Source organism: Opitutaceae bacterium, from assembly GCA_015075305.1.
In the GTDB taxonomy this organism is placed as follows: Bacteria; Verrucomicrobiota; Verrucomicrobiia; order Opitutales; family Opitutaceae; genus UBA6669.
Genome location: JABTUS010000007.1, coordinates 338,759 through 360,966, shown reverse-complemented (window position 1 = coordinate 360,966; position 22,208 = coordinate 338,759). Strand labels below are relative to the sequence as shown.

At 61.9% G+C, this 22,208-nt stretch carries 20 protein-coding genes, 1 tRNA gene and 1 pseudogene; 8 read left to right on the top strand and 14 right to left on the bottom strand.

The genetic code is table 11. From position 1 onward, the window contains the following. The first annotated feature begins 3 nt into the window (after positions 1-3). Positions 4-1,926, top strand: a complete 1,923-nt coding sequence (locus tag HS122_15230) for a hypothetical protein (protein MBE7539748.1) — start codon at positions 4-6, stop codon at positions 1,924-1,926. 20 nt (positions 1,927-1,946) lie between these two features. On the opposite strand, the gene HS122_15225 is transcribed toward HS122_15230, so the two are convergent. From HS122_15225 to HS122_15200, 6 genes and pseudogenes are all read right to left on the bottom strand, one after another. Continuing rightward, positions 1,947-3,320: an alkaline phosphatase family protein gene (locus tag HS122_15225; GenBank protein ID MBE7539747.1), complete on the bottom strand. Its 1,374-nt coding sequence runs from the start codon at positions 3,318-3,320 to the stop codon at positions 1,947-1,949. After that, positions 3,313-4,485: a 3-dehydroquinate synthase gene (locus HS122_15220; GenBank protein ID MBE7539746.1), complete on the bottom strand. Its 1,173-nt coding sequence runs from the start codon at positions 4,483-4,485 to the stop codon at positions 3,313-3,315. Before HS122_15220 ends, HS122_15225 begins: the two co-directional genes overlap by 8 nt. Before the next feature lie 115 nt (positions 4,486-4,600). Next, a complete protein-coding gene (locus tag HS122_15215; GenBank protein MBE7539745.1) occupies positions 4,601-5,344 on the bottom strand; it encodes a UbiA family prenyltransferase in 744 nt (247 codons plus the stop codon). Beyond that, entirely contained in the window at positions 5,341-6,558 is a 1,218-nt protein-coding gene (gene eboE / locus HS122_15210; GenBank protein ID MBE7539744.1) for a metabolite traffic protein EboE, read from the bottom strand. The genes HS122_15215 and eboE overlap by 4 nt, the downstream gene beginning before the upstream one ends. Beyond that, positions 6,555-7,369, bottom strand: a pseudogene (locus tag HS122_15205) (TatD family hydrolase). Before HS122_15205 ends, eboE begins: the two are co-directional and overlap by 4 nt. 9 nt (positions 7,370-7,378) lie before the next feature. Continuing rightward, entirely contained in the window at positions 7,379-7,696 is a 318-nt protein-coding gene (locus tag HS122_15200) for a hypothetical protein (GenBank protein MBE7539743.1), read from the bottom strand. Between the two features lie 182 nt (positions 7,697-7,878). On the opposite strand from HS122_15200, the gene HS122_15195 reads away from it, so the two are divergent. The 4 genes from HS122_15195 (at position 7,879) to HS122_15180 (ending at position 9,942) form a co-directional block, all read left to right on the top strand. Next, complete coding sequence (locus HS122_15195) at positions 7,879-8,445, top strand: aminodeoxychorismate/anthranilate synthase component II (GenBank protein ID MBE7539742.1); 567 nt, start codon at positions 7,879-7,881, stop codon at positions 8,443-8,445. 23 nt (positions 8,446-8,468) lie between these two features. Further along, entirely contained in the window at positions 8,469-8,954 is a 486-nt protein-coding gene (nrdR, locus tag HS122_15190) for a transcriptional repressor NrdR (GenBank protein MBE7539741.1), read from the top strand. Between the two features lie 69 nt (positions 8,955-9,023). Beyond that, positions 9,024-9,530, top strand: a complete 507-nt coding sequence (locus HS122_15185) for a hypothetical protein (protein ID MBE7539740.1) — start codon at positions 9,024-9,026, stop codon at positions 9,528-9,530. 70 nt (positions 9,531-9,600) lie between these two features. Further along, on the top strand, positions 9,601-9,942 hold the full coding sequence (locus HS122_15180) for an HIT domain-containing protein (protein ID MBE7539739.1): 342 nt from the start codon (positions 9,601-9,603) through the stop codon (positions 9,940-9,942). A 43-nt stretch (positions 9,943-9,985) separates the two neighbouring features. Here the strand turns inward: HS122_15180 and ligA are convergent, their stop codons facing one another. Beyond that, positions 9,986-12,052 (bottom strand): NAD-dependent DNA ligase LigA, encoded by a 2,067-nt coding sequence (ligA, locus tag HS122_15175; protein MBE7539738.1) that lies wholly within the window; start codon positions 12,050-12,052, stop codon positions 9,986-9,988. Next, positions 12,049-12,519 (bottom strand): VanZ family protein, encoded by a 471-nt coding sequence (locus HS122_15170; GenBank protein MBE7539737.1) that lies wholly within the window; start codon positions 12,517-12,519, stop codon positions 12,049-12,051. Before HS122_15170 ends, ligA begins: the two co-directional genes overlap by 4 nt. Positions 12,520-12,586: 67 nt before the next feature. On the opposite strand from HS122_15170, the gene HS122_15165 reads away from it, so the two are divergent. The 3 genes from HS122_15165 (at position 12,587) to HS122_15155 (ending at position 14,424) form a co-directional block, all read left to right on the top strand. Next, complete coding sequence (locus HS122_15165; protein MBE7539736.1) at positions 12,587-13,309, top strand: PTS sugar transporter subunit IIA; 723 nt, start codon at positions 12,587-12,589, stop codon at positions 13,307-13,309. A 64-nt stretch (positions 13,310-13,373) separates the two neighbouring features. Next, positions 13,374-13,976 carry an RES family NAD+ phosphorylase gene (locus tag HS122_15160; GenBank protein MBE7539735.1) on the top strand — a complete coding sequence of 201 codons (603 nt, stop codon included), beginning with the start codon at positions 13,374-13,376 and terminating at the stop codon, positions 13,974-13,976. A gap of 46 nt (positions 13,977-14,022) precedes the next feature. Continuing rightward, entirely contained in the window at positions 14,023-14,424 is a 402-nt protein-coding gene (locus tag HS122_15155) for a DUF2384 domain-containing protein (protein ID MBE7539734.1), read from the top strand. A 109-nt stretch (positions 14,425-14,533) separates the two neighbouring features. Here the strand turns inward: HS122_15155 and HS122_15150 are convergent, their stop codons facing one another. The 6 genes from HS122_15150 to HS122_15125 form a co-directional block, all read right to left on the bottom strand. After that, positions 14,534-15,778 carry an MFS transporter gene (locus HS122_15150; protein ID MBE7539733.1) on the bottom strand — a complete coding sequence of 415 codons (1,245 nt, stop codon included), beginning with the start codon at positions 15,776-15,778 and terminating at the stop codon, positions 14,534-14,536. A 166-nt stretch (positions 15,779-15,944) separates the two neighbouring features. After that, a tRNA-Ser gene (locus HS122_15145) sits at positions 15,945-16,036 on the bottom strand. 97 nt (positions 16,037-16,133) lie between these two features. Further along, positions 16,134-17,846 carry an NADPH-dependent assimilatory sulfite reductase hemoprotein subunit gene (locus tag HS122_15140; protein ID MBE7539732.1) on the bottom strand — a complete coding sequence of 571 codons (1,713 nt, stop codon included), beginning with the start codon at positions 17,844-17,846 and terminating at the stop codon, positions 16,134-16,136. 327 nt (positions 17,847-18,173) lie between these two features. Further along, on the bottom strand, positions 18,174-19,244 hold the full coding sequence (locus HS122_15135; GenBank protein MBE7539731.1) for an IS110 family transposase: 1,071 nt from the start codon (positions 19,242-19,244) through the stop codon (positions 18,174-18,176). A gap of 238 nt (positions 19,245-19,482) precedes the next feature. Then, positions 19,483-20,916: an adenosylhomocysteinase gene (locus HS122_15130; protein MBE7539730.1), complete on the bottom strand. Its 1,434-nt coding sequence runs from the start codon at positions 20,914-20,916 to the stop codon at positions 19,483-19,485. 33 nt (positions 20,917-20,949) lie between these two features. Beyond that, positions 20,950-22,149 (bottom strand): methionine adenosyltransferase, encoded by a 1,200-nt coding sequence (locus tag HS122_15125; GenBank protein MBE7539729.1) that lies wholly within the window; start codon positions 22,147-22,149, stop codon positions 20,950-20,952. Between the last annotated feature and the right edge of the window lie 59 nt (positions 22,150-22,208).

Sequence of the window (22,208 nt, the reverse complement as noted above, 5' to 3'; positions counted from 1 at the left end):
CGAATGCATCCCCCCGCAGCCGGGTTCCTTCCAGCGTTTTCCGGCGCAAAAAGCTTCCTGCTCGTTCCACTCACCCTGGCCCTCTGGCTCGCCAGCGTGCACCTGCCCGGCCCCATCGTGACCGGCCTGGAGTCCTGGCATTCGGTCCTCGTCGACGCCCACCTTCAGAAACGTCACTTCGGATCGGAAATCGCCTCCACTTGCGGACCCCTGGGGTTCCTGAGCCTCAGCGGATACGAGCCCGGCGCATTGGGGATGAAGTTCCTGTGGGAAATCGGCGGCAAGCTCCTGCTCGCCTGCACCCTCGTCCTCCTGGCGGCGCAGTATGCGGGACCCAGGCGCTGGCTGCTTCTCCTGCTTCTCGTCGCCGGCGCGCCTTTCTTCGACAATGCGGCTTCGGTCGCGGTTGCCCTCCTGGGGCTGGCCTGGCTGCTGCCGGCCGATGTGCCCTGGTGGAAACGCCTGGTTGCACTGGTTTGGCTCGGCCTGTTCTCCCATTTCAAATTTGTATTCTGCATGCAGGCCGCCTGCGCCATCGGCATTTCCTGCGCGCTGCACTTGTGGGAGAAGCGGTGGCGGCTGGCATTGTCGCTGCTTCTTGGATACAGCCTGCTTTTCCTCCTGTTCTGGCTGGCGGCCGGCCAGCGGCTTTCAGACCTGCCCGAGTGCGTCCGTCTCAGCTTGGAAATCAGCCGCGGCTACAGTTGGGCGATGGCGGTCGAGCCATCCGGCCACATCGCCGCGATCGCCGTCTGGGTCATCGCGCAGGCGCTGCTGCTGACGGTCGCCATCGCGCGATCCGATCGTTCCCGCGGCCTCAGGACTGCCGTGATCCTGTTCGCCGTCACGCAGTGGTTCATCGCATGGAAACAGGGCTTCACCCGCGCCGACGAGCATGTCTTTGGCTTCTTCTACTTCTGCCTTTTCTTCGGCGTCTTCCTCACGATGGAACTTCCCGCACCGGCAAGGCCGGTGCTTCACGATCTCTCGATCATCGCCTGCATTACTGGTGTCATTCTGACCAGTCCGCTCCTTGCGGCACATGGACCGCTGACCGCATGGAGGCGCATCACGCGCTTCCCCTACCAGCTCACCCACCTCGATGCATGGACAGCCAGATTCAATGCAGCTCTCGACTCAGCAGCCAGGAGTTCAGCCGATCCGGCGCTCGTTTCCAAGGTGGGTCGATCGAGCATCGACCTATTCACCTTCGAACAGGGACTGCTGCTGCTCAATCGACTCAACTACCGCTCCCGCCCCATCATCCAGAGCTACACCGCGTACACCCGCGTGCTGCTCGAAAAAAATGCGGCCTTCTATCGATCCGACAATGCTCCGGATTTCGTCGCACTGCGGCTGAAGGTGATCGACAAGCGCTACCCCGGACAGGAGGACTCCCTCGCCCTGCTGGAGATTGCGCGCCGCTATGTCGTGGTGGAGAACTCCCCCGATCAGGCGCTGCTTCAGCGCAAATCCTCGATCAACCTTCCGATCGCATCTGCCAGAGCCGCGCCGCTAATCGGCGAACTGTCACCGGCGTTTGGCGAGCGCATCGCGGTGCCGCCCGCCAATGGGCTGGCTCTTTGGATGGAGGTGGACCTCAAGCCAACCGCGTTCGGTCGCATCAACGCCTTTCTCTACCACGCCTACCAGCCGCGCCTCATCGTTGTCATGTCGGACGGGCGCGAGCAGTATTTTCGTCTCATCTCCACCCAGAGCGCATCCGGTTTTCTTGTCCGCCCCTTCATCGAATCGCATCACGATTTCGTCGATCTCATGCAGGGGGTCGACCGGTCGGACGTGAGGGAGTTTCGCGTCGAACTTGACAGCCCATCCGACGAGGCGCTCTGGCATCAACCCGTGGTGAGGTTCCTTTCGCTGCCGGATTTTTCTCTGAAATCGCCCCCGTCAAATCCCACGCCCTGATCTGAGCGCGTTTGCGCGGATCACCTCAGACAGGCATCCAGGAGCCTCGCGTGCACATCCATCGCTGAAATCGGTTCATCGCCCTCTCGTCCACCCGTGCCAATCAACACCGGCCATTCGCGCGAATCCGACGGACATGCGCCGTGCGATCCGCGCACGAGCGAGGCGTCGAGCGGGATCAGATCCATCAGCATGCGAAAGCCGAGCTTCTTGCGCAGCAGCATGATCGCGGCGCGCGCCTTGGGGAAGGCGAGCGACGGATTCACAAACAGCTCCACGGGGTCATACCCATACTTGCGGTGGATGTCGACGCACCGGGCAAAATCGGGAGCCTTTCGATCGTCGTTCCAATGGTAGTACGAAAACCAGCAATCCTCCGCGGCATAGGCCACCAGGTCGCCCGAGCGCGGATGGTTGATGCCCTCCGTCCGCTGGGCGGCGGCATCGAGCACGCGGGAAACACCATCGATGTTCTCAATCTCCGCCTTCACTTCGCCGATCATCGAGGCATCCTTCACATAGATGTGCGCCACCTGGTGGTCGGCGATGGCGAATGCCCGGCTCGCCCCGCAATCCAGCAACTCCCGCCCCATCTCGTCCTTGATCGCGATCCAGCCTTTCGCGCGAAAAATCCGGTTGAGGGCGATCGATCGTTTCACCGCTGTGATGCCATACTCCGAAAGCACGATCGTTCCCACGCCTCGCGCCGCAAATCCGTCGATGAGCCTTCCCGCCAGACGATCGATCGCGCGCACATCCTCGCGAAGGCGCGGATCGTCGGGTCCGAGTCGCTGCAGATTGTAGTCGAGGTGCGGCAGATAGACGAGCGACAGGTCCGGCCGGTGGCGCTCCTCAATCCACTCCGCCGAACGCGCAATCCACTCCGAGGAGGCGATGCCCGCCATCGGACCCCAGAACGCCGGAAAAGGAAACTCGCCGAGATCCGCCTTGATCCGCTCCCGCATGTCCATCGGCTGCGTGTAGATGTCGAAGACCTTCCGTCCGTCGGCCGGGTACATGGGACGGGGGGTGATCGTCCAGTCGGCGCTCGAGTACATGTTGTACCACCAGAACAGCTTTGCGCACGTGTATCCGGGACGCCGGTCGCGCAGGGTCTCCCAGAGTTTGCGCCCTTCGACCAGGTGATTCGACTGCTTCCAGAAATGATGCTCCGCCAGCGTCCGGTCATACCATCCGTTCGCCACGCAGCCGTGGCCCGAGGGAGGCAGTCCGGTCAGGTAGGTGCTCTGCACGGTGCAGGTCACCGCCGGCAGCACGGGCCTGACGCGCAGGAGGCCGCCGCGCATGGAGGCCGCAGACAGATTGGGTGTATCCGCACCGAGGATACGCGGGGTCAGTCCGACGACGTTGATGACCGCGGTGCGCTCAGCCATGGCGCGTCTTCAATTCGTCGATCGCCGCCTCAACGCATTTTCCATCCATCTCATGCACCTCCATGCGCTGCCCGGGGGCGCGGATCATCGGAATCGAGAGCCGCCCCCCGAGATGCTCGCGAAACTCCTCGAGTCCGTCGAGCACCAGGCGAGATCCGGAGCGCCCGCGCAGCTCCAGCAGCGGCGAATACAGCGCGAAACCGAGGTCGCGCAGAAGTTCGAGCACGCGGTCCGAATCGTGACGGCTGAGCAGGCCGGCGCGGCGCGCATAGATGAGGTCCATGGCCATGCCCACCGCCACGGCCTCGCCGTGGGACAGTTCAAACTGCGACAACTGCTCCAGCTTGTGCGCGGCCCAGTGGCCGAAATCGAGCGGACGCGCCGAGCCGCGCTCGAAGGGGTCCCCCGCCGTTGCAATGTGCTCGATGTGCTGGCGCGCGCTCTCGCAGATCACGCGCTCGAACGCATCCGTCTCGAACGCCGCAAGCTCCCTGGCCTGGGCGGCGATCGACTCGAAGAAACGGGCGTCGCGGATGAGCGCCACCTTGACGGCCTCGACCAGGCCCACACGGCGCTCGCGTTCCGGCAGGCCCTTCAGCAGCGAAAGGTCGTTGATCACCGCGTGCGGGACGCCAAAGGCTCCGAGCCAGTTCTTCTTTCCAAAATAGTTCACCCCGCTCTTCACGCCGACGCCGCCGTCGCCCTGGCTCAGGCTCGTGCTGGGCAGACGAACCAGCGGAATCCCGCGGTGCGCGGTCGCCGCCGCAAATCCCACCAGATCGAGCACGGCCCCGCCGCCGATCGCCACAATGTACGAATGCCGGCAGAGTCCGGCTGACTCAATCACCCGCCAGATGCGCTCGAGCTGGCTGAAGTCGTTCTTCACCCGCTCCCCGCCATCCAGTCCCACGGGAGCAGCGGCGAGGTGGACGCCCTCGCTGCGAGAGGAAAACCACGCCGAGATGCGCGCACCGTACCCTGGAAACGCCTTTTCCAGCCCGCGGTCCCAAAAGACCAGCGCCCGCACCTGCTCGCCCAGCTCCCTCGGCGTCAGCACCCCGCCTAACACCTCGTTCCCTGAATCGAACACGTCCCGCGTGATGATCAGCCGGTGCTCCTGTCTCACCGGAATGGGAAAAGAAACCGAATTCAGTATTTCTGCCATGGGCGGGTCGCAATATAGCCCACAACCTCCGGATGACAGCAAGGCCGCATTGCACCCCTCCCCAGGCGCACGCCGCATCAGGCGCTCCGCCCACATGCCGCCACGTGCCAGGGACTCAGCTCGACGCGGCGAGGCGCTGCGCCCAGCGTCCAAGGGGAACCGCCACTGCACAGCACAGCGCGGGTATCCAGGCCGCAATTACAAGCAATGCCAGGGCGTCAACCAGCGGAATGAAGGCGAGCAGGCGCCTGACCATCCGATCCAGCCGCCCCGAGGAAACGCCCGGACGGTGCTCCCGACGCGCCAGCAGGCTGAGGATCACGATGTAAAGGAACAGTCCGGCAAGCCAGAGGACAAAGGCCGTGCGCATCTCCTGCCGGGGAAGCGTGCCGATCGACACTGCGAGCAGGATCCGGCAGCCCGCCATCAGCGCCACGGAGCCCGCCCAGCGCTTGTGCAGCCAGTCGTAGAAAAGAATCACTGCACCGAGCCCAAGCACCGCCAGCGGCGCCGCCCCCAGGAAGACCAGCAGTCCGAGTCCCGCGGCAAGCTGTGCCGCACCCAGCCAAGCCGCGGTCGCCCGCCCCACGCTGCCGCGCGGAATCGCGCGTTCGGGCCGATGCCTGCGGTCGAACTCAAGGTCGACGACATCGTTGAGCGTCGCTCCGCCGGCGTACGCCAGGCTGCCCGCCAGAAACGCAAGCGCAGCCAGCCCTGGCGACGGCAGCGCCCCCGCCAGCGGAGCCGAGAGCACCAGCGCCGCAAGGGCGTTGCTCCATATCGAGGGGAAATTGCCGGCCCGCGCTAGGTCGAGCCAGATTCCAAACGGACCGCGCGCAGGGCCTTCCACCAGGGTCATCGCGAACCGCATTCCCTCTCAACCGCCGTTGCGAGCGCTTCGTCGGCAAGACCGCGCGCCGCGAGCCCGCGAAGGGTCCACGCATACTCCCTCACAAGCTGCTCCTCGATGCCCAGGCGGAGCCCGCGCGGCAGCACCTCCCAGGTGTAGGTCTCCATCTCCGCATGCTCGATCGCCCCGGGACTGGCCGCCAGCCAGTCGAACGCCTCAAGCACATGGTCGCGTGTATCCATGAATGGACTACCCGGCGCGGCATGAAGCGGCAGGTGAAAGTGCACGCGCCATTCGTCATCGGGAATGCAGCCTTCCATGTCGGCCACCGCATAGGAAAGGTCCACATACCGGCGGCGATGGTTGTTTCTCAGCTCCTCGGCCACAACCTGGTGGAAATAGACGGGTTCGTCGAACTTCGCCACCGCCGCCAGCCCCTCCTTGTCCGGCACCAGGCGAAGCGCGGAGCTGATGTGCAGCTTGCTCAGGCGCAGCCCGGCGTCACGCAGCCGATTGAGCGCCACGCGCGCCGACTCGTATTCAACCGCCAGGTGACAGCAGTCGTAGGTGACCCCCACGCGCCTGAGGAGCTTCTCCGCGTCAACCGCGGGATCCGACTGCCTCCAGTCGTCGAAAAACTTCACGGTCTCCTCCGATGTCTCAAACTGGCAGCAGGGCTCCGGCTCCAGGCCGAGGTGAAGATCGCATCCGCTTCGTTCCGAAAGTTCCGCAATATGGCGGCCGGCCTGGATGAGATTCCGGAAAATCGCCGCCCGCCTCTCCGCATTCAGAACTATCCACGGCTTGAAGGAACCAGGCACCGAGCTGACACTGCCGGCGACTCCCTTGGGCAGCAATTGCGCAAGGAGATCGAACAGCAGCGAAGTGTACGCAACCCGCTCCGGAGTCGACCAGTCCGGCGCATAGACCTGCTCCTTGATGCGCTTCCCGTGAAAACTGCCGTAGGGAAATCCGTTGATGGTGAAAACATAGCAGTCCTCCGCATCGAGCCAGCGCCGAAACGCGTTCAGGTTGTCGCCCTGGGCCAGTTCACCGGCCGCACGGTGGCTGAGTCTCAGGCCGATGGCATAACTGCGGCCCGGGGCGACGCGCCGCCTGACCGCAAGCGTGTGATCCCGCAGCGCGCGCCAGGTTTCCTCCCAGGTGTCGCCTCGATGGACGTTGGTGCAGTAGGCGAGATGAAGCCCGTGATTGAGTTTCATCCGGCAGGCTGGCTGAGGACAAACCGCGGGCACTGGGACAGGAATCTCAGCGGATTCTGAAACAGCACCTGATCCACAAAATCCGCGCCATACCCGCGGCGGCGCATTTCCAGCGCCGTCTTTGGAACGGCGAGCGGATCGCTCACGCCCCAGTCGCACGCGGAATTCAGCCAGATGCGGTCGCGACCGCAGATCTCGAGCATGTCGACCGCGCGCGGCGGCGAGGATTTCGAATCGGGATAAAGCGTGATGCCCGCCCAGAATCCATTGTCCAATACGAGCTGGATCGTGTGCTCCTCGACATGATCGATGATCACGCGTTCCGGCTTCACGCCCTTGTGCGAGCGAAGCAGGTCGACAATGAGCTGCGTCCCCTTCCGCTTGTCCTCAAGGTGCGGCGTGTGCACCAGAATGAGCTGATCGTGGCGCACCGCGAGGTCGACGTGCTGCTCGAGCACCTTGAGTTCATTGCGCGTGTTGCGGTTCAACCCAATCTCACCAATGCCCGGGACATTCGCCCGGCCAAGAAACTCCGGGATCATCGCCAGCACGTCCGCCGCCAGCTGAGGTCCTCGGCCTCCTTCGGATTGATGCAGAGCCAGGAATAGTGCGGCAGAAGAAATTTGGCGGCGCGCGCAGGCTCGTACTCCGTCAACTGGCGAAAGTAGTCGCGAAACCCGTCCGCCGATCCGCGGTCATAGCCCGCCCAGAACGCGGGTTCGCACACCGCCGCACAGCCAGCCGCCACCATGGCCTGGTAGTCGTCCGTTGTGCGGCTCACCATGTGGCCGTGTGGTTCAATGTAGCGCATCGCGAAACTTCATCTGCCCGCGGGACGCCAGGCCCCGAGCGCGGCCTTGCCGGACGAAACCGCCTCCGGATCGGAGGTCGGATCGCTCAGTTTCTCCAGAATGCGCCGCGCACGCTCAGGGCGTCCGTCGACAAGCAGGCGCGCCGCCTCCCGCAGCGCCTCACAACGAAAATCACCCGCCACGGCATGGCGCTCCACCCGGTCGAGAAACGCAGCAACCTCGAGCAGTTTCGCCCGCGTCGGAATGAAGCCCGTGTCAACAACCGCAGCTCCCGAGCCCGGTGGAAGCGGCTCGGACGGAGATCGAGGATTGCGGGTTGTCGGCATGCCGGATGATGGGAAAGCGTCAGAGGAAGGCGGATAGATCAAGGCAAAGCGTCCGGGACAGGAAGGCAACCGCGGGAGCAATGTCGTGCCGCAACTCGTATGCTCGTTTGCGTTTTGCCATCGGTTGACTCCGGGCCCCGCTTGACCCGCGCGGCGCTCGAATGTATCGCTGAACGACTGCCGTGCTTCTTGTCATCGATAACTTCGACTCGTTCACCTACAACCTCGTCCAGTGTTTCGGGCAACTGGGCGCGGAGCAGCGGGTGTTTCGAAACAATGAGATCACCCCCGAGGAAGCACTGAAGCTCAAGCCGGCACGAGTGCTCATTTCCCCCGGTCCCTGCTCACCGGCTGAGGCGGGTGTCTCGCTCGCCATGATCGCCGCCTTTGCGGGCAGGGTTCCGCTGCTGGGCGTGTGTCTCGGGCATCAGTCGATCGGCCATCATTTCGGAGGCCGGGTTGTTCGAGCGGAGCGTCTCATGCATGGAAAGACCTCGCCGATTCTCCACAAGGACACCGATGTTTTCCGCGGCATGCCGCAGGGATTCGCCGCCACCCGCTACCACTCGCTGCTGGTCGAGCGCTCCTCCCTGCCCGCGGCGCTCGAAATCACGGCGGAAACCGCAGAGGGCGAAGTGATGGGATTGCGTCACCGGCAGCTTCCCGTCTGGGGCGTCCAGTTCCACCCTGAGAGCATCGCCACGCAGGACGGCATGCGCATCCTGCGCAACTTTCTTGAACTTTGCTGAGGCGGGTCGGTCACAAGAGAATCATGCGTTGCCCCAAGTGCACTTCGATTGAGGACAAGGTCATCGACTCCCGCATCGGACGCGAGGGGTCGACCATCCGGCGCCGGCGCGAATGCCTCGAGTGCGGCCATCGCTTCACGACCACGGAGACCCACGTGCGCGACGGCATGGTCGTGCTTAAACGGGACGGCCGGCGGGAGGATTTCGACCGCGACAAGCTCGTCCGCGCCGTGCGGGCGGCCTGCCACAAGCGGCCCATCGACGCCGAGCAGATTTCCATGCTCATCGACGACGTGCTCGACGCCATGGAGGCCCGCTTCGACAGCGAGGTGCCATCGCATGCGATCGGTGACGGCGTCATGCAGCGCCTTCGCAACATCGACCAGGTCGCGTACGTCCGATTCGCCAGCGTGTACAAGGAATTCCGCGACGTCGGCGAATTCGTCGAGGAGATCAGCCTGCTTCACCAGCCTTCTCCAGGCGACGAGCCCCGGGATCAGGCGGACTGATCCGAACCGCCGGCGCCGCGCGGGAATCGATTCTACGCGTCCCGGATTCATCCGGCTTTCTTCACTGAAGTGAGAAACGTACCATCCGCCGACCTGCGCCGTCTGCATCTCATCAACGCGCTCTTCGCCCAGGTCACCGGGCACGACCTCTACCTCGCCCGGCAGATCAGGGACGCCATCGCCTTCAGTCTCGCTGAGCTGGAATCGCGGACGCAGCGCGAACCCGAGTCCGCGGATCTCTACGACGCCGCATTCACCGCCGCAGCCGCCGATCTGCTCGCGAGGTTCTTTGGACGCAGTCCCGCACACGGCTTCTTTCACTGGGACGCCGCGGCCACCCTGGTGTCAGCCACTCCCCTCTTTACACGCGCTGAAATCATGACCGGCCTCAAGCAGCTCGCTCCCTATCGCGAGGCGACACTGCTGATCACAAATCTTCGCCCAGCCCTTCTGCCCGACAACAAACGCAGGAGTCCGGCTAGGAAACGCGACTACGATGAGGCGCTCGCCTTCATTCGTTCACTCGCCGCGGCGCGCACATTGAAGTCCGCGAGCCTGAATCTCCTGTTTCTCTGAGCAGCTCCGCTGCGAACGCGGCGGCGGTGATTCGCCTCGATTCAGGTCATGACTCCGCTAGAACCGCGTCATGGCAAAGACCCTCTTTCAGAAGATCATCGATCGTGAGATTCCCGCGAAAATTGCGCACGAGGACGACAAGTGCATCGCCATCCATGACATCGCACCGCAGGCGCCCGTGCATGTCCTGATCATTCCCAAAACCCCTTTCCCCAGAATCGGCGAGGTCCCTCCGGAAAATCAGTCCCTCCTTGGGCACCTCCTGCTGACCGCCGCCGCGCTCGCAAGAACTCTCCATCTCTCCAAGGGCTACCGCATCGTCATCAACAACGGTCCGGATGGAGGAGAAAGCGTGCCCCACCTGCATGTCCATCTGCTTGGGGGTCGTTCGATGAGCTGGCCTCCGGGTTGATCGCCGGCCAAGCACCTGGTCCGGCGGCAACAGACGCGGCGGTCTATTCACCAAGCAGCGACCGGAACTCGGCTTCGGAAAGAATCGGGATGCCCAGCGATTTCGCCTTTTCCAACTTGGAACCGGCTTCCTCTCCCGCGAGAACGTAGCTGGTTTTCCTGCTCACGCTGCCGCTGACTTTTCCACCGGCGGCCTCAATCCGCGCAGTCGCCTCCTCGCGCGTGAGCGTGGGAAGCGTGCCTGTGAGCACGATGGTTTTTCCCTCCAGCGCGGTACCCACGGAGGCTTTGGCGGCCGGCGGCGTCGGATGAATGCCCGCCGACACCAGATCTGAAATCAAGGCGCGATTCCCCGGCTTGTTGAAAAAATCAAGAATGGCCAGCGCCATGGTTTCGCCGATCCCCGGGATGACCGTCTCCTTTCCTTCGCCGAGAAAATCAGCGTGTCTCGATTCGACGAGTGCCTCGAGGCCTCCGAAGTGCGCGGCGAGATCCTTGGCCGATGCGGCGCCGACATACGGAATCCCGAGCCCATGCACGAACCGCCAGAGCTCGGCGGTCTTGCTCTTCTCGATCGCAGCCAGAAGCTTGTCCGTCGACCTGGCCACGCTCTTGCCGAGGCTCAGCAGATCGTCGCGACGGAGCCGGTACAGATCCGAAATCCGGCTCACCCATCCTTTCTCCACAAGCGTGTCCACCATCGCCTCTCCAAGCCCGTCGATGTCGACGCACGCCTTCGATGCGAAGTGCTGCACGCGTCGCCTGACCTGCACCGGACAGGATTCATTTGGGCAGCGCCAGGCCACCTCCCCCTCCCATTGCACGACAGGCGTATTGCAGGCCGGGCACAGGCTGGGGAACTGGTACGGCAGACACTCGGGTGTGCGACGCTCGAGGTTCACTCCGATCACGGCGGGAATGATTTCACCCGCCTTTTCAACGAGCACGAAGTCGCCGATGCGGATGTCCTTTCTGGCAATCTCATCGCGATTGTGCAGCGTCGCTCGTGAGACGGTGGAGCCTGCAAGCAGTACGGGGTCGAGTTCAGCGACGGGAGTGAGCACGCCGGTGCGACCAACCTGGATCGTGATTTCGCGCAGGCGCGTCTCCGCCTGCTCGGGGGCAAACTTGAAGGCGCACGCCCAGCGTGGCGAAAGCTTGCGGGCCCGCTCCCCCTCCCCCCGATAGCCCGCCTCGCGCTGCTGGCTGAATTCATCGAGTTTCACCACCGCGCCATCCGTCGCAAAGGGGAGCGATGAGCGAGCCGTATCCAAATTCTGGATCGCCTTCCACACTGCATCGATGCCGGTCACGCGCACCACCGTATCCAGGCCGGGCAACCCCCACGCCCTGAGCGCGGAATGCAAGGCTGACTGTGTCTTCAGCGCGGGTGGTTCGCACGCGCCGAGCCCATAGACCACGAGTTCAAGGCTCCTCTGCGCGACGATCGTCGGATCGAGCAGCTTGAGCGTGCCAGACGCAAGATTGCGGGGATTCGCATAGCGCTCTCCACCAGCTTCCTCCTGCAGTTGGTTGATTCGATTGAACTCCTCAAACCGCAGGAAAATTTCTCCTCTAATCTCAACGAGCTCCGGTATCGCCGCATCAGCGCTGCCAGGCGTCAGCACCCTCGGCAGGGAGGCGATCCGGCTGACATTGGCGGTGACGTCATCGCCTTCCTCGCCATCCCCGCGCGTGACGGCCCGCGTGAATCTTCCCTTTTCAAAGGTGAGGCTGATGGATGCGCCATCGACCTTGGGTTCGACGGTGAAGGCCAGATCGGACTTTCCGAGGAGCCGCTGCAGACGCAGATCGAACTCCCGCAGTTCGAGTTCGTCGTAGGTGTTCTCGAGCGTTGTCATCGGCGTCAGGTGCCGCACCCGCTGGAAACCCTCGGCTCGATCGTCTCCGATTCGATGGGTCGGAGATTCGGCTCCCAGGGCGGCGGTCTCCTTCGGGTGGGCGCGCTCGAGATCGGCGAGTTCGCGCTTCAGACGGTCATATTCAAAGTCGGAGATCTCACTGCGCGCCTCGCGATAGTAGAGCGCGTCGTGACGCGACACTTCCGCCCGCAGGTCAATCATGCGCTTCTGGGCTTCCTTGGATGTCATTCGGTTACATTGGAGCGGTCGTTGCCGGAATTTTCAATGCACGGCTTTCTTCTCCTGAAGCAGAGAGGGGTCTCGAGAATTCTCCGGTACAGCGGCCACCCATGATACGCCCAGACTGCGGTCATCGCACCCAGCGTATCGGCAAGCCAGTCCGCAAACTCAACCGACCGGCCCGCCGTGAAGCTCTGGTGCCATTCATCGGACGCGCCGTACAACGAAACCGCCAGCACCACCCAGAAGGCCTGGCGACGCTCAACCAGGCGCACCGCACCGGTCGCGAGTGCGCCAAACACAAAATAATGTGCCAGCTTGTCCGAGCCTGGAATTCCTGGTCCGGCAACCTCACTCCCGCCCGACGCGAGAAAGATGCAGCCCAGAAGTGTCAATGGATAGAGCCATCGATGCGATGGAGGACGAAAACCAGCCACACCTGAATCCCACCGGCACGACCCCGGGCCTGGCAACATTCTCCGCGCAGTCCTGGGAAAATTGCTGGGTTGGCATGCGGCGCTCATTTCCACAGAATCGGCCGGCATGTCGCATCGAACCTTCAACATCGAGGAACTGCGTGAGTACCTTCACCTCGCCAACGGCGATGTCGAACGGCTCATGCGCGAGGCCGGTCTTCCGCATGAAACCCGGGGTGGACGCATCATCTTCCGGCGCTCCGCCATCGATGCCTGGGCGTCGCAGCGCATTCTCCAGCTCCCGGAGAAGCGACTCGACATCTATCACGAGAAGTCCACCCGCGGCACCCGCGATGTCCTGCCCCAGGCGGCGCTCATTCCCGAGCTGCTTCACCGCGACTACATCGACCTCGAGCTCACATCGAAGACGGCGTCCTCGGTCCTGCGCGACATGGTGGCGCTCGCGCAGAAGACCGACCGCCTGCTTGACCCGCGCGAACTCCTCGCGAGCATCATCGAGCGCGAGGAGATGTGTCCGACGGCACTCCCCGGCGGTATTGCGCTTCCCCACCCGCGCAACCATGAGCCCTATCGCTATGAAGGCTCCTTCCTGGTGCTCGGCCGCACAATTCAAGGCGTGCCGTTCAGCGCCCCCGACGGTCACCACACCCACCTCTTTTTCCTGATCTGCTGCCAGGACGACCGCCTCCACCTCCACACCCTGGCCCGCCTCTGCGTGCTGGTCATGAAGACCGACATCATTGCGCGGTTAAACGAATCCACCTCCCCCGAGCAGGCTTTCGACGCCCTGATCGCCGCGGAAAAATCCGTGCTCCCTGCCGCGAGGTGAGACGCCTCTCGAAGACAGGCCGGGTCATGCGCAGCATGCAAACTTGGATGAAGGATTGCTCATCATGGCGCCTATATTGAAGCCAAACCCACGTTATGCGGAATTTCATGAGACTCTGGCGACGCACCCTCAGTGGCTGAAACCCTGGACTGGGACGCTTTTTCGATTCCAGACCATCAATTTCCCGACTGCCAGAGACATCATCAGCGGAGCGGGGGCCCGGATGCGGGGCGGTCGCTGGAACCCGCCTGGACTGGCTGCAGTCTATGGAAGCACATCCGATTCAATCGCATTGGAGGAATGCCGGGCTCACGATCGCTACTACGGCGTAGTGACCAAAGGTCCTCGGGTCCTGGTCGCAATCGAGGTTCGATTGACCAAAGTGCTGGACCTGAGATTGCCCAGCCTGCGGCGCGCACTGCACATTACTCAAAGAGAACTTGCGTCGGAAGACTGGCGCAAACTCATGCAGACCAGGCAGGAAAGTCAGACTCAGGCGCTGGGCCGCGCCGCGGCGGCGATCGGCGCCAGCGGAATGCTGGTAAACTCCGCCAACGCACGAAGTGGAACAAACGGAGTCGTTTTCCCCAGTGCTCATCCCGACGATTGTATCGAGGTGGTCGAGGGTGAGAAACTGGCTAGATTCAGTTTGAAGCCCAAGTCTTGACACCTGCAATATTGCAGGCTCTAATGCAGGCAAAAATATGGCCACCATGCTCAAGAAACGAAAGCTCACCGCCAGGCCGGCGCTGACTGGAACATTTCGTTTTGCCCACCGGAAGGTTCATGACTATTCGCGATTGCTCCAGCACTATAGAAACACCTTCAGCCTGCCTCAGCCGCTGCTCGTGCGGTTGACCGGATTTTCACCGCGTTCAGTGGCAAAATGGAGCCAGGGGGAGCCGCCATCCGCGAAACAGGAGAAGGCGCTGGTTGAGATGGATCGCCTGCTCGACGGGCTGGCACGTGTCATGGAGCCGGTCGAGGTGGGCCGCTGGCTGAAACAGCCCAATTCCGCCTTCGAGGGATCAACACCCCTCCAGGTCATCGAGCGCGGCGAGACGGATCGCATCTGGCACATGTTGTACGACCTGGAGTCAGGGCAGCCAGGATAGGCGCGGAGTGACGTGGTTCAGTCTCGGACGACTTCCAGCCGCCGGCAGTGTCTGACGTTGCATTCCCAGTCCCCGCATTTTGCGGCGGCTGGCCCGATGCCGTTCACGGTCATGCCTTCCGATCGGCGTTCGCGCCCACCTTGATCAGCATCACTATGACCACCGACAGCAATGCGACGCCCGCGAACGCACCAAAAATCACGTCCAGCGGCACATGCCGGTCGCGAAGGACGCCAAAGCCCCAGTCGCCGAATCCACCGCAGCTGATGCTGACCAGATTCATGATTCCGTAGCCGGTGGCGCGCCATTCCGGACGTGCGATCTGGGAGAGAATCGGCATGTTGTTGCAGTCGAAGAATCCCCAGCCAAGGCCGAAGATGATCAGGCCGACGATCGCGATCGTCAGCGTTGACGCATGCCCGACACTGAACAGCGCGGGGAGAAACATCACCATGCCAATCGCGCTCGTGAAAATCCTTCCACGGTTGGTTTTCTTCATCCAGCGATCCGCCAGTGAGCCGCCGATGATCACGCCGACGATCGATGCAATCTGCACGTAAAGGATCGCGCTGACACCCGCCTTGCCCTGACCGAGATTGAATTTTTCGCGCAGGATCTCGGGCATCCAGTCGCGCACCACCCAGCCGGCGATCGCCGGCAGCGTGAAGTACAGCACCAACAGGAGAAAATTCCTGTCTCCCAGCAACCCGCGCAGCACGCCGCTCCGGGCGACCTTTGCCTCCGCGGCCTGCTCAACCGATCGCACCGGATCCCGGAGTGCAGCAAGCAGCGGAAGCGCATAGATGACGCCCAGCATGCCGCAGGTGGTGAACGCCCATCGCCAGCCATGGTCGGGGGAAGCGGCGATGTAACCCGCGAAGCCGCCGAGAATCTGACCGATGTAAATGCCTGCCTGGTGGCAACCCACCGCCCGCGATTTCGTGCTGCCGGCGTGATACTCCGAGATCAAAGCCAGCGCCGCGGGAATGTAGAAAGCCTCGCTGACGCCCATCAATGAGCGCACAAGCACGAGTTCGTGAAAGGAAGTCACGTGACCCGTCCACCAGGTGACAGCCGACCACATGAACAGGCTGCCGCAGATCACCCAGCGCTTGCTGAAACGGTCCGCCACGTAGCCTCCAAACGGACTCAGCACCGCGTAGGTCCACTTGAAGCATCCCAGCACCAGCCCCCAGTCCGCCTTGTTTGCGATGCTTGGGATGTCGTCGACCATCGAGCCCTTCATCGTCGCCAGCATCTGGCGATCCAGGTAGTTGAGCAGCGCCACCGGAAACAGCAGTGCCACCACCATCCATGCATAGCGGGCAATCGGGGAGCCGGAAGAGGAAGTCATCGGAGTGATCGGGGCCTCAAGGCTCCGCAAACCCACGGGCGCGTCGATTCAAATAAGCAGAGCAGTCCCGCAGATCACTAAGCCCTCCTTCAGCCTCATTGACCCTGCTTCAGCAATTTCACGGGGTCTCAGTTACACCTCATTGCTAAGCTCAACGAGCGAAGCATGGCGGAGAGAGGGGGATTCGAACCCCCGGTACGCTGTTACACGTACAACGCTTTAGCAAAGCGCCGCTATCGACCACTCAGCCATCTCTCCAGTCCAAGCCCCAGAAGCAAAGGGGCTGAACGCAAAGTGCAAGGGCATTTCTTGCCGGCAGGAAAATCCGCGGAGGCCCTTCGCAGTCAAATCGCCTTTATGTCCTGGTGCCAACCGAATGAAACGTGGCATCCTTCGGAAGGATCACCCGCTCACACCAGTCGCCAAACCGTTCCCTCTCATTCCGCTCCAATGCGAAGCGCTTGATGATGGGTGTCAGTTGAGCCAGTGCGTCATCGATGGTCAGGCTGGCGGCAAAGAGGCGGTTCAGCCGGGTTCCCTCGTAGTTGGCTCCCAGATAGATCGCGTACTTTCCAGGTGCCTTGCCCACAAAACCGATTTCCGCGAGGTACGGACGCGCACACCCGTTCGGGCATCCGGTGATCCGCAGACTGATGGCGTCATCCCGCAAACCCGCCTCCTCGAGGATCGTTTCAAAGCGCGCCAGCAAATCGGGCAGCGCACGCTCGCTTTCAGCGAGCGCGAGACCGCAGCTGGGAAGCGCCACGCAGGACAGCGCGTTCAGACGCATGCCGGATCGCGCATTCTCCGCCGTGAGATTGTAGCGGCCCAGAACCTCATCGATACGAGCCTTGGCTTCGGTCGAGACGCCGGAAATTGTGAGGTTCTGCGATGCTGTAAGCCTGAAATCGCCCGTGTGAAACGCGGCAATCTCGCGGAGGGCCTTCTTCATCTCCCACCCGGGGGCGTCCTTGATGCGGCCACTGAGGATGTGCAGGCCGTAGAACCAGGTTCCATCGGCACATGCATGCCAGCCAAGTGGATCCTGGATCGTGGTGAATTGATACGGGCGCGCCGGACTAAGCGTCACTCCCGACCGCCTTTCCACCTCCGCCTTGAACCAGTCCAGTCCGCGATCGTCGATCGTGTACTTCAAGCGCGCATGCTTGCGGTTGGTCCGGTCGCCGTGATCCCGCTGGGTCGTCAGCACGGCCGTGCCAACCGGAATGACCTGTTCAGGCGTCAGGAAACCCACGACATCGGCGAGGCGGGAATATGTCTCGACATTGCCATGACTCATGCCCTGCCCACCGCCGATCGCAAGATTGTAGCCCACGAGGCGATCGTTCTCAACGATCGCAATGAAACCAAGGTCCTGGGAAAAGAGGTCCACGTCATTTGACGGCGGCAGCGCAAACCCCGTCTTGAACTTGCGCGGAAGATAGGTCGCACCATAGATCGGTTCGATCTCGGGTTCACCACCGGCGACACGCACATCGTCGAGCCAGATCTCGTGATAGGCGCGTGTCTTCGGCAGCACGTATTCGCTCCACGCCTTCGCCTGTTCGTACACCTGCTGGAGCACCGGGCTGCGCTCCGGATTCGGCGGAGCCATGACGTTTCGATTCACATCGCCGCAGGCGGCAATCGAATCCAGCAGCACGGAATTCAAGCCCTTGATCAAGGGCTTCAGATTCCCCTTGAGCACGCCGTGAAACTGAAAGGTCTGACGGGTTGTCAGCCGGAGGGACTGGATGCCGAACTGATCGGCCAGCGAATCAAGAACCAGCCACTGCTGCGGTGTGCACCGCCCTCCAGGCAAGCGGACCCGCAGCATGAATGAAAACGCCTTTTCCTTTCCCGCCCTCTTCAAGGCGATGCGCTGATCGCGATCATCCTGAAGGTAGAGTCCGTGAAACTTCGTCAGTAGACTGCTATTGTCCGAAATCGCGCCGGTCGAAGCGTCCCTCAGGTCCTCCGCAATCGTTCCCCGGAGAAAATTTGAGGCGAGTTTGATTCCCTCATTGGCAACAAACGGCTTCGCGGGCGCCGCGGCGGGTGATGGCACTTCAGGAGGTGCGACAGTGGTGGACACGCAAGGATCTTCGCGCTTGTTCCAGATCAGTGCAAGATTAATTATAGTATGTTAGGTTATAAACTAAACTATTCGATTTTGCCCAGTCGGGGACAAGACAGGTAATCGGGCCGGATAGCCTGTCCCTTTCTGAGACCCCCATTTTGTAGCCCGTCCGTCATGAATGATGGCTGACTGTGACCGGCGTTGTTTTATCGTGCGTCCCCTGGGCATGACGAAGCATGCCCCTCCAAGACGGGGTTCACCCAAGGGGCATGACGAACACACTCCGCCCCCGCCACCAAAGTCCCATTTAGGCGCTCAACCCACTTTCAGGCCCAGCTGTTCGGGCGTGCAGCGACCGGTGTGGATGCGCCATAAATCGATTGCGAGCCGTCGCGCGACTGCGACCACGGCTCGTTTGCGTGCACGGGCGCCGAGCGCCTGGCGCAGTTTTTTCAGCGGAGGGTAGTCGGGCTGCCAGCGCAGCAGACGCCAGGCGGCCTCGACGAGCAGGTGACGCATTCGAGGGTTTCCGTGCTTGGAGATGCTGCCCTGACGGCGACGTGTCCCCGTCGAGTACTCACTCGGGCACAATCCGCTGTACCCTCCCACCTTTCGACGACCGCCAAAGCGGGCCCAATCGCACACCTCCATTCCCAGGAGTGTGTTCGTGAGCAGACCCAGTCCTTTCACCAGAATCTGTTTCTCGCCCATACTCTCAACCCGCTTGGTCCACGCTTCTATCTCGGATTCAAAATGCAGCGCTTGACGCTGCCAGGTCTCTATCCGTGCGCGCAGCTCCGGCGGCAATGTCTTCGCCAGCTCACTCCAGGCCTTGGGATGCCACCAGTCTGGATCCGCCTGCACACCGGCGGTCAGCATCAAGCCGTGACCCCGCACCACACAGCGCTGGCGCTCCTTCACCAGCATTCCCCGTTGCCGACCCAACGCTCGAGTCTCTTCCTGTTCCTCCGTCGGAACGTACACCACCGAAAAGGCAGTGGTGCTGCCTCGCAGGTATCGGTCCAGCGCATCACAGATCTCCCGGGCATCCCTGCGATCAGTCTTCACACGCCTGCCTTCCGCGTCCCATTTCCGAGGCACGATCACCCGATTGCGCGCTCCCATCTGGATCAACTTGCGATGCAACCCGTATCCGCACGGTCCGGCCTCGTAGCAACTCTCCACACGGTGTCCTGCGGCGATCAGCCCCGCAACCAGATCCAGCAACTCTTTGTGCGTCATTCTGCACACTGGCTTCGGCTGCTGCCCGTCATTCTGACGGCAGACCACCACATCCCTGGCGTGCAGATCCAGCCCCAACTTAACCGTCATCGCCATCTCGACAGCGACACGCTCACCATCTATTTTATGTATGTTATTATTCATAACGCCGACAGGTTGGCTGCTTTTCAGCCGCCTGTCGGCTACATGTCATCTCCAACTGAGGGGGATGCGCGCCCCTCCAACGGAGGAGGTTAGCCGAGGGACTGCGACAGGCGCGCGTACCTTGGGGAAATCTGCAATCGCTGGATCGTTCGCGCCACTTCCGTCGATGAGCGGTCAGTTCCGGACTTTCAAGAGAAACAAAAACCGCATCGTTTGGTGATGCGGTTTTGCGGTTTGGTCAGTACCGGTAGTGCTCTGGCTTGTAGGGCCCCTGCACTGGCACGCCCAGATAGGCTGCCTGCTCCTTTGTAAGAACAGTCAGCTTCGCCCCGATCTTTTCCAGATGCAGCCGCGCAACCTCTTCATCGAGGTGCTTCGGCAGGCGATAGACCCCGACCTTGTAGGAATCGCGTTTTTCCCAGAGGTCGAGCTGCGCCAGTGTTTGGTTCGTGAAGGAATTCGACATCACAAACGACGGATGGCCCGTCGCACAGCCCAGGTTCACGAGGCGGCCCTCCGCGAGAAGGTAGATGCTGCGGCCGTTCGCGAGAACGAACTGGTCATACTGCGGCTTGATGGTGATGCGCCGCGTTCCCGCGGACTTGTAGAGGCGGTCGACCTGGATCTCATTGTCGAAATGCCCGATGTTGCAGATGATCGCCTGATCCTTCATCCGCTGGATGTGCTCGAGTGTGATGACGTCGCGGTTGCCCGTCGTCGTCACATAGATGTCGGCGGTGCCCAGCGTGCTTTCAACGGTATTGACCTCGAAGCCTTCCATCGCGGCCTGCAATGCGTTGATCGGATCGACCTCCGTCACGATGACCCGCGCGCCGAAACCGCGGAGTGAATGCGCCGAGCCCTTGCCGACGTCGCCGTAGCCGCAAACGCACGCGACCTTGCCCGCGATCATGACGTCGGTCGCGCGTTTCAGTCCATCCGCGAGCGATTCCCGGCAACCGTAGAGATTGTCGAATTTCGACTTCGTGACCGAATCGTTCACATTGATCGCGGGCACCAGCAGCGCGCCCTTTTCGTGCAACTGGTAGAGCCGGTGCACGCCCGTCGTGGTTTCCTCAGAGACACCGCGCCAGTCCTTCACCATGCGCGAGAAGACCAGCGGATCCTCCGCGTGTATCCGCTTCAGGAGATTCTTGATGACCTGCTCCTCGTGCGAACCGGACGCGGAGTCGACCCAGTCCGATCCATTCTCAAGTTCGTAGCCCTTGTGCAGCAGAAGCGTGACATCGCCCCCGTCATCGACGACGAGCTGCGGTCCCTTGCCACCGGGATGACTGAGCGCTTTCCAGGTGAGGTCCCAGTACTCCTCGAGCGTCTCTCCCTTCCAGGCGAACACCGGAACCCCGGCCTTTGCAATGGCGGCGGCGGCATGATCCTGCGTGGAGAAAATGTTGCACGAAGCCCATCGGACGGAGGCGCCGAGTTCGACAAGCGTCTCAATGAGAACCGCCGTCTGAATCGTCATGTGCAGTGACCCGGTGATGCGCACGCCCTTGAGCGGTTTTGCCGCACCGTGCTTCTTGCGCAGTGAAACCAGTCCCGGCATTTCGTGCTCGGCAACGTTGATTTCCTTTCGACCCCAATCGGCCAGAGAAATGTCCTTTACGTTGAAATCGTGAGCGGTGGAAGGTTTGGCGAGTGCTGAACCCATGACAAAAAATAATGGTTTGAGTTTGATGTCCGCTTACGCGCGGCGCTTGACGGCTGCGGTCAATGCGCCGGCCCTGCTGGGAACCTCCCACGGCAGGCCCTTCTTGCCAAAATGACCGTAGTTCGTCGTCTGCCGGTAAATCGGCCTCAGCAAATTGAGCTGCTTCACAATGTCCGCAGGTTTGAAGCTGAAAACATCCTGGACGGCCTCCGCGATCTTCTCGTCCGCCACCGTTCCCGTTCCAAACGTGTCCACAAAAACGCTGACCGGTTTCGGATAACCGATCGCGTAGGCAAGCTGGAGCTCGGCGATTTCGGAGAGACCTGAAGCCACGATCGTCTTTGCCACCCAGCGCGCCATGTACGCAGCCGAGCGGTCGACCTTGGACGGATCCTTCCCGGAAAACGCCCCCCCGCCATGGCGTCCCCAGCCACCGTATGTATCCACAATAATCTTACGCCCGGTGAGCCCCGTGTCCCCTTGGGGGCCCCCGACAACAAAGCGTCCTGTCGGATTGATCAGGTACTCCGTTCTCGAATTCAGCAGCCTCGCAGGAATGACCTTGCGGATGACGTTCTTGATCAGAAACGATTCAATCTCGGCGTGATCAACGTCCTCGGTGTGCTGCGTCGAGATGACGACGTTCACGACCTCCACCGGCTTTCCATCGCGATAGCGAATCGACACCTGCGACTTAGCATCCGGGCGAAGCCAGCGGGCCTTTCCCGACTTGCGAATGGCGGTGAGCTCGCGCCCCAGTCTGTGGGCAAACATCACCGGGGTCGGCATCAGCTCCGGCGTTTCATTGCAGGCATAACCGAACATCAGTCCCTGATCCCCGGCGCCTTGCTCGGCAGTCTGTTTTCCTTTCGCCCTTCGGGCATCCACACCCTGCGCGATGTCAGGTGACTGGGTGGTCAGCAGGTTGTGAATGAAAACCTTGTCGGCATGGAAAACATCGTCGGCGTTCACATAGCCGATTTCGCGAATCGCTTCCCGGACAATGCGGTCGACATTGATGGCGGCATCAATCGGCCGGGCACCCAGCTTGGGAATGGTGATCTCCCCGGCGACCACCACCGCATTCGATTTCACCAGCGTCTCGCAGGCGACGCGGCTTGTCCGGTCGACCGAAAGGCATGCGTCGAGAACACTGTCGGAGATGAGATCGGCGACCTTGTCGGGATGACCCTCACCAACTGATTCGGAGGAAAAAACAAAGGAATTGGCCATGGAAATGATCCCGATTTTTATCGCTTCCCGCCAAGCCTCCTCAAGCTTAATATCAACAT